The sequence below is a fragment of the Rhizobium sp. UBA1881 genome (genome assembly GCF_002338015.1).
Lineage (GTDB): Bacteria > Pseudomonadota > Alphaproteobacteria > Rhizobiales > Rhizobiaceae > Rhizobium.
The window spans coordinates 1-7,918 of sequence record NZ_DDHH01000164.1; the positions used below are offsets into that span (position 1 = coordinate 1).

11 protein-coding genes are annotated in these 7,918 nt (G+C 62.9%); 8 read left to right on the forward strand and 3 right to left on the reverse strand.

Annotated elements, in window-relative coordinates; all coding sequences use genetic code 11:
- Positions 1 to 438, forward strand: a 438-nt coding sequence (locus tag B3605_RS19850) for a disulfide bond formation protein B (RefSeq protein WP_296435675.1), incomplete at its 5' end; no start/stop codon positions are given.
- Positions 439 to 487: 49 nt separating this feature from the next.
- Here the strand turns inward: B3605_RS19850 and B3605_RS19855 are convergent.
- The gene (locus B3605_RS19855) at positions 488 to 1,045 is read right to left on the reverse strand and encodes an HNH endonuclease (RefSeq protein WP_018901511.1); all 558 of its coding nucleotides are present in this window, start codon (positions 1,043 to 1,045) and stop codon (positions 488 to 490) included.
- A 111-nt stretch (positions 1,046 to 1,156) separates the two neighbouring features.
- A complete protein-coding gene (locus B3605_RS19860; RefSeq protein ID WP_112941398.1) occupies positions 1,157 to 1,843 on the reverse strand; it encodes a DNA-3-methyladenine glycosylase family protein in 687 nt (228 codons plus the stop codon).
- On the opposite strand from B3605_RS19860, the gene gluQRS reads away from it, so the two are divergent.
- A complete protein-coding gene (gluQRS, locus tag B3605_RS19865) occupies positions 1,842 to 2,723 on the forward strand; it encodes a tRNA glutamyl-Q(34) synthetase GluQRS (protein ID WP_112941399.1) in 882 nt (293 codons plus the stop codon). The genes B3605_RS19860 and gluQRS overlap by 2 nt on opposite strands.
- On the opposite strand, the gene B3605_RS19870 is transcribed toward gluQRS, so the two are convergent.
- Positions 2,670 to 3,602, reverse strand: a complete 933-nt coding sequence (locus B3605_RS19870) for a YihY/virulence factor BrkB family protein (protein ID WP_018901508.1) — start codon at positions 3,600 to 3,602, stop codon at positions 2,670 to 2,672. The genes gluQRS and B3605_RS19870 overlap by 54 nt on opposite strands.
- Positions 3,603 to 3,679: 77 nt before the next feature.
- On the opposite strand from B3605_RS19870, the gene B3605_RS19875 reads away from it, so the two are divergent.
- From B3605_RS19875 to B3605_RS19900, 6 genes are all read left to right on the forward strand, one after another.
- Positions 3,680 to 4,513: an SDR family oxidoreductase gene (locus B3605_RS19875; protein ID WP_112941400.1), complete on the forward strand. Its 834-nt coding sequence runs from the start codon at positions 3,680 to 3,682 to the stop codon at positions 4,511 to 4,513.
- 15 nt (positions 4,514 to 4,528) lie between these two features.
- A complete protein-coding gene (locus B3605_RS19880) occupies positions 4,529 to 4,732 on the forward strand; it encodes a twin transmembrane helix small protein (RefSeq protein WP_018901506.1) in 204 nt (67 codons plus the stop codon).
- A 22-nt stretch (positions 4,733 to 4,754) separates the two neighbouring features.
- Positions 4,755 to 5,333: a cob(I)yrinic acid a,c-diamide adenosyltransferase gene (locus tag B3605_RS19885; protein ID WP_112941401.1), complete on the forward strand. Its 579-nt coding sequence runs from the start codon at positions 4,755 to 4,757 to the stop codon at positions 5,331 to 5,333.
- 37 nt (positions 5,334 to 5,370) lie between these two features.
- Positions 5,371 to 6,156 carry a rhomboid family intramembrane serine protease gene (locus tag B3605_RS19890; RefSeq protein WP_112941402.1) on the forward strand — a complete coding sequence of 262 codons (786 nt, stop codon included), beginning with the start codon at positions 5,371 to 5,373 and terminating at the stop codon, positions 6,154 to 6,156.
- 173 nt (positions 6,157 to 6,329) lie between these two features.
- Positions 6,330 to 7,076, forward strand: coding sequence for an electron transfer flavoprotein subunit beta/FixA family protein (locus B3605_RS19895; protein WP_112941403.1), 747 nt, complete (start codon positions 6,330 to 6,332; stop codon positions 7,074 to 7,076).
- A 23-nt stretch (positions 7,077 to 7,099) separates the two neighbouring features.
- Positions 7,100 to 7,918: electron transfer flavoprotein subunit alpha/FixB family protein (locus tag B3605_RS19900; protein ID WP_296435686.1), on the forward strand; the 819-nt coding region annotated here is incomplete at its 3' end.

The window sequence follows — 7,918 nt, forward strand, 5'->3', positions numbered from 1 at the left end:
ATCGGCTCCGCGCTCGGCTTCCAGTATATCGGCGGCTATATTCCCTGCGAGCTCTGCCTGATGCAGCGCCAGCCCTATTATTACGGCATCCCGCTGGTCATCATCGGCGCCATCACATCGGCGCTCGGCCTGCCCAACTGGATCGGCCGCACCTTCCTGCTCGCTGGTGGCCTGCTGATGATCGTCGGCGCCGGCATGGGCGTCTATCACGCCGGTGTCGAATGGCACTTCTGGGCTGGCCCCACTGCCTGCTCGACCAGCGCCAGCAGCATGACGCAGAACGCCGGCGATCTCCTGACGGAACTCAACACCATCAAGGGGCCCTCCTGCACGGAAGCGGCACTGCGCGTCGCTGGCCTGTCCATGGCTGGCTGGAACGTGATCGCAAGCCTGATCCTCGCCGCCTTCGCCTTTATCGGCGTGCGCAAGTCTGCCTGACCAGGACGGCCTGATCAGTTAGGCGTAAAGCGGTCCTGCTCGCAAACGATCAGGGCTGCAGTTCGCTATCCCAGTAGAGATAGTCGAGCCAGCTATCGTGCAGATAGTTCGGCGGGAAGAGCCGGCCATTGTTGTGCAGGTCCTGCACGGTCGGCTGGTAGGGCTTCTGATGCGGGAACATGCCTGCCTGCTTCGGGAGCTTGCTGCCCTTCCTGAGATTGCAGGGAGAGCAGGCCGCCACGACATTCTGCCACGTCGTCTCGCCGCCATGGGCGCGCGGAATGACGTGATCGAAGGTCAGGTCGTTATGATCGCCGCAATACTGGCACTCGAACTTGTCGCGAAGGAACACGTTGAAGCGCGTGAAAGCCGGATTGCGCGAAGGCTGCACATAGGTTTTCAGGCACACGACGCTCGGAAGCCGCATCGAATAGCTCGGCGAGGAGACCGAATGTTCGTATTCCGCGATGATATTCACACGGTCAAGGAAGACCGCCTTGATCGCGTCCTGCCAGGACCAGAGCGACAAGGGATAATAACTCAGCGGCCGATAGTCAGCGTTCAGAACGAGCGCTGGCAGGGCCTGAGGTGAAACAGCAATCGTCAAGGCACTCTCCTGATCGATTCGGCATCTGCACTCTTATATTAGGCCGGTTGTGACGGCATTGTGAAGTCCAATAAATTCAAGCCACACAATGGCATTTGTATGTGTTGCCGTTCAGCCGACCGGAACCAGGCCGCGGCCCAGTTTCGCTGCATAATACGCCCAGAAAAGCCGCGCCGCCACCGATCTCCACGGTGCCCAGTCCGCCGCCAGTGTGGCCAGCTGTCGCGCCCCCGGCCGCTGATCGAGACCGAAGGCCGCCGCCACCGCGTTCTGCAGCGCCACGTCGCCGGATGGAAAGACGTCGGCATGACCGCCGCAAAACATCAGATAAACCTCCGCCGTCCATGGCCCGACGCCCTTCAGCGCCGTCAGCGCCGCCAAAGCCTCCTCCGGCGGCAGGCCGGACAGAGCCTGCAGGTCGAGCCCGCCGGAGGCGACAGCCGCGGCGATCCGTGTCAGCGTCTCCGCTTTGGCGCGCGACAGGCCAACCTCGCGCCATGCGTCCGGATGCAGGCCGGCATAAGCCTCGGCCGTCAACACGACATCATCAGGCCGCATCCGCCGCCAGATCGCCTCGGCGCTCGCCCGCGAAACCATCTGCGACACGATGATATGCGCCAGCCCCTCGAAGCCGGGCTCCCGTAATCGCAGCGGCAGCGGACCGGCATCGGCGGCGATCGAGACGAGACGCGGGTCGATGATGATAAGTTCGGCCAGTCCCTTGGCCACGTCCCCGTCGTTGCGAATGATATGCACGCTTCCTCGCGATCTTCCAAAATACGTGGCAGAAGAAAGCATGATCGCGATTCCCCGTCAAAAGCCCGTCTTCCGTTTTGCCCCGAGCCCCAACGGCCCGCTGCATCTCGGCCATGCGCTCTCGGCCTTCCTGAACCGCGATATGGCCGACGCCGCCGATGGTCGCTTCCTGCTGCGCATCGAAGACATAGATCTCACCCGCTGCACACCCGAATTCGAAGCGGACATCCATACCGATCTCAAATGGCTCGGTATCGAATGGGAAGAGCCGGTGCGCCGGCAATCAGAGCACTTCGACGCCTATCAGGCGTCTCTGACTGACCTGATCGACCGCGGCCTCGCCTACCCCGCCTTCCTCACCCGCGGCGAGGTCAAAGCCAAGGTCGCGGCATCCGAGGCAAAAGGGATCGCATGGCCGCGCGATCCCGATGGCTCACCGCTCTACCCCACTGACGATCGCGACCGCCCCTCAGGCGAGCGGCAAGCGATGCTGTCCTCCGGCCTGAAACACGCCTGGCGGCTGGACATGGCAAAGGCGCTGGAGACGGTCGGCGAACAGCTCTCCTGGCAGGAGACCGGCGACGCCGAACAAAGCGCGATCGCCGCCGACCCTTCATCCTGGGGCGATGTCGTGCTGTCGCGCTCGGACGCGCCGTCGAGCTATCATCTTTCCGTCGTCGTCGACGACGCGCTACAGGGCGTCACCCATGTCGTGCGCGGTCTCGATCTCTTCCACGCGACCTCGGTGCATCGCGTCCTGCAGACGCTGCTTGATCTTCCCGCACCCACCTATCACCACCATCGTCTCGTCACCGACACGACCGGCCGAAAGCTCTCGAAAAGCAGCGGCGATACCGGCCTCTCGGAGCTACGAGCCCGAGGCGTCCCGGCGCACGATATTCGCCACCTCGTCGGGCTTTGACGGCTTCTGGCCCTGGCCGCTCAGGAAATTGTGCGAGAAGATCGCCCGCACCCGGAATTTCAGGAGTGCGGCGTTAAGCTCGGCGCCGATGATGAAAATCACCCCGATCATGTAGAGAAAGATCAGCACGATCATCACCGATGCGAGGCCCGCATAGGTGGCGGCGTAGTTGGCGAAGGTCGCGAGATAATAGGCGAAGATCAGCGCGCCGATGAACCACAGGATCAGCGTCAGAAGCACGCCCGGCACGACATCGAACACCCGCCGCCGTCCGGCCGGAAGCCACAGATGCACGACCAGCAGACCGACCGTCAGCACGAACAGCGTGCCGTAGATACGCCAGTTGAAGACGATGTCGAGCGTGTCGGCAAACAGCGGAAACCACTGCCGGGCATAATCGAGCGCCAGCGGCACAGCCACGAGCAGGATGCTGATCGCCGCGAAGATCGTCACCGCGATCATCACGAAGCCGAGGCTGGCGAGACGGGTGAAGTACCACGGCCGCGTTTCCTGCACGCGGTAAGCGCGGTTGAGCGATATGCGCAGCGCCTCGACGCCGTTGGAGGCGAAGTAGGCGGCCGCCAGCACCGAGATCGTCAACAGCCCGCCGCGCGGCACGGTCAGGACCAGGAGAACCTGGTCGGCGAGCGGCTTGGCGATCGCCTCCGGCCACGTGTCGAAGACGAGATGCACGGCCGTCATCGAGAACTGGTCTGCGCCGAGGAAATTGGCAAGCGCGGTGCCGAAAATCAGGAATGGGAAGACAGCGAGAAGCGTGGAAAGTGCCACATGGCTTGCCATGGCGAAGCCGTCATCTTCAAGGAAATGCCAGATCGCATCGTAAAGCACATCATACAAGATGCGAAAAAGTTTCAGCATTCCGGCTCCCGGCATTCCTCATTGTGTCGCCCGATCGAATATGGGAAACGAGTCCTAGTTTGTACAGGAATCATTCCATGTCGGATCAACGCACTATCATCATTACCGGATGTTCGTCCGGGATCGGTGCTTATTGTGCCCGTGCGTTGAAGGCCGACGGCTGGCGCGTCCTCGCGACCGTCAGAAAGTTCGACGATCTGGCGCCGCTTCAGGCCGACGGCATCGAAGCCTTCCGCATGGATTACACCAGCACCGATTCGATCACCGACTTCGTCCGCGAGGTCACGGAGCTCAGCGGCGGACGCATAGACGCGCTCTTCAACAACGGCGCCTATGGCCAGCCGGGCGCTGTCGAGGACCTGACGACGGACGTGTTGCGCGAACAGTTCGAGACCAACTTCTTCGGTTGGCACGAGCTGACGCGGCAGATCATTCCGCTGATGCGCAAGCGCGGCCGCGGCCGTATCGTCCAGTGCTCGTCGATTCTGGGCGTCGTGCCCTACCGCTATCGCGGCGCCTATACCGCCTCGAAATTCGCGCTCGAGGGGCTGAGCATCACGCTCCGCATGGAGCTCGAAGGCAGCGGCATCCATGTCAGCCTGATCGAGCCCGGCCCGATCGCCTCGCGCTTCGTCGCCAATTCGCTCGCGAAAATCAACGAGCATATCGATGTCAGAGGCTCGGCGCATGCGGTAGATTATCGCCGCCAGCTGGCAAGGCTCGATGGCTCCGGCCCGGCCAACCGCCACAAGCTCGGCCCCGAGGCCGTCTATGATGTCTTGAAGCACGCATTGAACGCCCCGCGCCCGCGACCACATTACCCAGTGACGCGGCCGGCCAAGCAGGGCATGTTCTTGAAAAAGCTCTTGCCCGCGGACCTCTTCTACCGGCTGCTGCGCAGGTTCGATTGAGGAGGAGGAAACCCAATGTCTACTGTCGTCTACGTTCTCGCCATCATCGTGATGGGCCTTGTGGCCATCGTTCTGATCCGTGGCCTGTTCAACATGATGAAGGGCGGCGACGCCAACCTGTCCAACAAGCTGATGCAGCTGCGCGTGCTCCTGCAGGCCGTCGCCGTGCTCCTGATCATGCTGACGCTTTGGCTGACCGGCGGCGGTCGCCCCAGCTAATAGACGCGTAGGAGAGACAGCCATGGTCAAGCTCAACAAGATCTACACCAAGACGGGCGACGACGGCACGACCGGGCTGGTCGCCGGCCCGCGCCGGCTGAAGGACGACCTGCGCGTCGAGGCCTTCGGCACCATCGACGAGGCCAATTCGGCGATCGGCATCGCCAGGCTTCACATGCAGGGCATGCCCGAACTCGATGCGATGCTGATGTCCATCCAGAACGATCTCTTCGATCTCGGCGCCGATCTCGCCACGCCCGACACCGGCACGCCGCCGGAATACGAGCCGCTGCGCATCGTCGAAAGTCAGGTGACGCGCATCGAAAACGACATCGACAAGCTGAATGCCGATCTGCAGCCGCTGAAATCCTTCGTGCTGCCGGGCGGCCACTCCGCCGCAGCCCACCTGCATCTGGCGCGCACCATCACCCGCCGTGCCGAACGGCTGATGGTGACGCTGTCGCGCAGCGAAGGCGAGATCGTCAGCGCCGCCGCGTTGAAATACGTGAACCGCCTCTCCGATTTCCTCTTCGTCGCCGCCCGCCATGCCAATGATCGCGGCCACGCGGATGTGCTTTGGGTTCCCGGAAAAAACCGCTAGGCTTGACCGATATCAAGCAACTGGACCGCCGGCCCATATGTTCATACCGCTGCACGATGCCAACACGCTGAAGCATATCAAGCTGCAATGGGTGACGATGGGGCTGATCGCGGTCAACATCGTCGTCTGGCTGTTTACCGGCGTCATCGCCACGGAATCGGTAGCACAAGCGGCCTTCGTCGGCCTTGGCTATATCCCGGCCGTCGCCTTCCACTACGCCCATCTCGAACCGGCGCTCGCGATCACGCCCGAGCCGCTGACCTATGTCAGCTACGCCTTCGTCCATTCCGGCTTCTGGCACCTTGCCTCCAACATGCTGTTCCTCTGGGTCTTCGGCGACAATGTCGAGGATGCGATGGGCCATCTGCGCTTCCTCGCCTTCTATCTCCTTTGCGCCATCTCCGGCGCGCTGGTGCACGGCCTGATCGGCATGACCTCGCAGGCGCCGCTGATCGGCGCGTCCGGCGCCATCTCCGGTGTCGTCGCCGCCTATCTGATGCTGCACCCGCGCGTGAAGGTCTGGGTGCTGGTCTTCATGCGCGTGCCGCTGCCGCTCCCCGCCTTCGTGCCGCTGATCCTCTGGACCGGCCAGCAATTCGTCATGTTGGCGCTCGAGCCTGACGGCAACGTCTCCTGGGGCGCCCATGTCGGCGGCATTATCGCGGGCGCTCTGCTGGTGCTCGTCATGCGCCGTCGCGGGGTGCCGCTCTTCGACAGCAAGGTGGTGACACCCAAGGCCGTGCGCGACCGCCCGACCCCCAATCCCGCCATGATCACCGTCCCGGGCCAGCCACCCCGCCCGCGCTTGCCCTGGGACAAATGAAGCCGAAAATATTGACGTGAACGTAAAGGTAATATAATCCCCATGGAATTTGCCTGTCTGCGTCATGGAAGCGTTGTCTTTGGAGGAAAAACGCGTATCCATGTCGCCATTCGACAATCGGAGCAGCGCGGAAACGCGCATTTTCTTGGCGAAAGAGTTGAAGGAAGGACCACATGAAGATTCTCGTCCCAGTAAAGCGGGTGGTTGATTACAACGTGAAGATCCGCGTGAAGCCGGATGGCACGGGCGTCGAACTGGCCAACATCAAGATGTCGATGAACCCCTTCGACGAAATCTCGGTGGAAGAGGCGCTTCGCCTGAAGGAAGCCGGCAAGGCCGAGGAAGTGATCGTGGTCTCGATTGGTCCGGCCAAGGCTGAAGAGACGCTGCGCACCGCGCTCGCCATGGGTGCCGACCGCGCCATTCTCGTCGAGACCGACGATGCCGTCGAGCCGCTCGCTGTCGCCAAGATCCTGAAGGGCGTCGCCGACGCCGAACAGCCGGGCCTCATCATCGTCGGCAAGCAGGCGATCGATGACGACAGCAACCAGACCGGCCAGATGCTGGCGGCGCTGCTCGGCACCGCTCAGGCCACCTTCGCTTCGAAGATCGAGATCGGCGATGGCAAGGCAACCGTGACCCGCGAAGTCGACGGCGGCCTGCAGACGATCGACGTCAAGCTCCCCGCCGTCGTCACCACCGACCTGCGTCTCAACGAGCCGCGCTACGCTTCGCTGCCCAACATCATGAAGGCGAAGAAGAAGCCGCTCGACAAGAAGGCGCCCGCCGATTTTGGCGTTTCCACCGCACTGAGGCTCAAGGTGCTGAAGACCGAGGAACCCTCTGGCCGCAAGGCAGGCGTCAAGGTCGCATCTGTCGCTGAGCTCGTCGAAAAGCTCAAGTCCGCTGGCGTCCTCTAAGGTTCGAGAAAGGAGATAATATCATGGCCATTCTTCTTCTGGCTGATCACGACAACGCAACCCTTTCCGACCAGACCGCCAAGACGCTTGCGGCAGCCGCGAAAATCGGCGGCGACGTGCATGTTCTCGTCGCCGGCAAGGGCGCCAAGCCCGCAGCCGATGCTGCCGCCAAGCTCTCCGGCGTCTCCAAGGTCCTGCTCGCCGAAAGCGACGAGCTCGCCAACAATCTGGCCGAGCCGCTGGCCGACCTGATCGTTTCGCTGGCAGCCGGCTACGACACCGTCATCTCGGCCGCCACCTCGGTCGGCAAGAACGTCCTGCCGCGCGTCGCAGCCCTGCTCGACGTCGCCCAGGTCTCCGAGATCATCGAAGTTGTCTCGGCCGACACCTTCAAGCGCCCGATCTATGCCGGCAACGCCATCCAGACGGTGCAGTCGACCGACGCCAAGAAGGTCATCACCGTGCGTACGGCGTCCTTCGCCGCTGCCCCTGAGGGCGGTTCGGCTTCGGTCGAGGCGATCCCCGCCGTCTCCGATCCGGGTCTCTCCACCTTCGTCAAGGATGCGCTGTCCTCCTCCGACCGTCCGGAACTGACATCGGCCAAGATCATCATCTCCGGCGGCCGCGCGCTCGGCTCGTCCGAGAAGTTCCAGGAAGTCATCCTGCCGGTTGCCGACAAGCTCGGTGCCGCCGTCGGTGCCTCGCGCGCCGCGGTCGATGCCGGCTACGCGCCGAACGACTGGCAGGTCGGACAGACCGGCAAGGTGGTCGCGCCCGATCTCTACATCGCCTGCGGCATCTCCGGCGCCATCCAGCATCTGGCCGGCATGAAGGATTCGAAG

Excerpts from the sequence above, each read along its gene's own strand:
- B3605_RS19880 (WP_018901506.1), top strand. The coding sequence starts at position 4,529 with ATGTCTACTGTCGTCTACGTTCTCGCCATCATCGTGATGGGCCTTGTG.
- gluQRS (WP_112941399.1), top strand. The coding sequence starts at position 1,842 with ATGATCGCGATTCCCCGTCAAAAGCCCGTCTTCCGTTTTGCCCCGAGC.
- B3605_RS19885 (WP_112941401.1), top strand. The coding sequence starts at position 4,755 with ATGGTCAAGCTCAACAAGATCTACACCAAGACGGGCGACGACGGCACG.
- B3605_RS19895 (WP_112941403.1), top strand. The coding sequence starts at position 6,330 with ATGAAGATTCTCGTCCCAGTAAAGCGGGTGGTTGATTACAACGTGAAG.
- B3605_RS19860 (WP_112941398.1), bottom strand. The coding sequence starts at position 1,843 with ATGCTTTCTTCTGCCACGTATTTTGGAAGATCGCGAGGAAGCGTGCAT.
- B3605_RS19875 (WP_112941400.1), top strand. The coding sequence starts at position 3,680 with ATGTCGGATCAACGCACTATCATCATTACCGGATGTTCGTCCGGGATC.
- B3605_RS19870 (WP_018901508.1), bottom strand. The coding sequence starts at position 3,602 with ATGCTGAAACTTTTTCGCATCTTGTATGATGTGCTTTACGATGCGATC.
- B3605_RS19890 (WP_112941402.1), top strand. The coding sequence starts at position 5,371 with ATGTTCATACCGCTGCACGATGCCAACACGCTGAAGCATATCAAGCTG.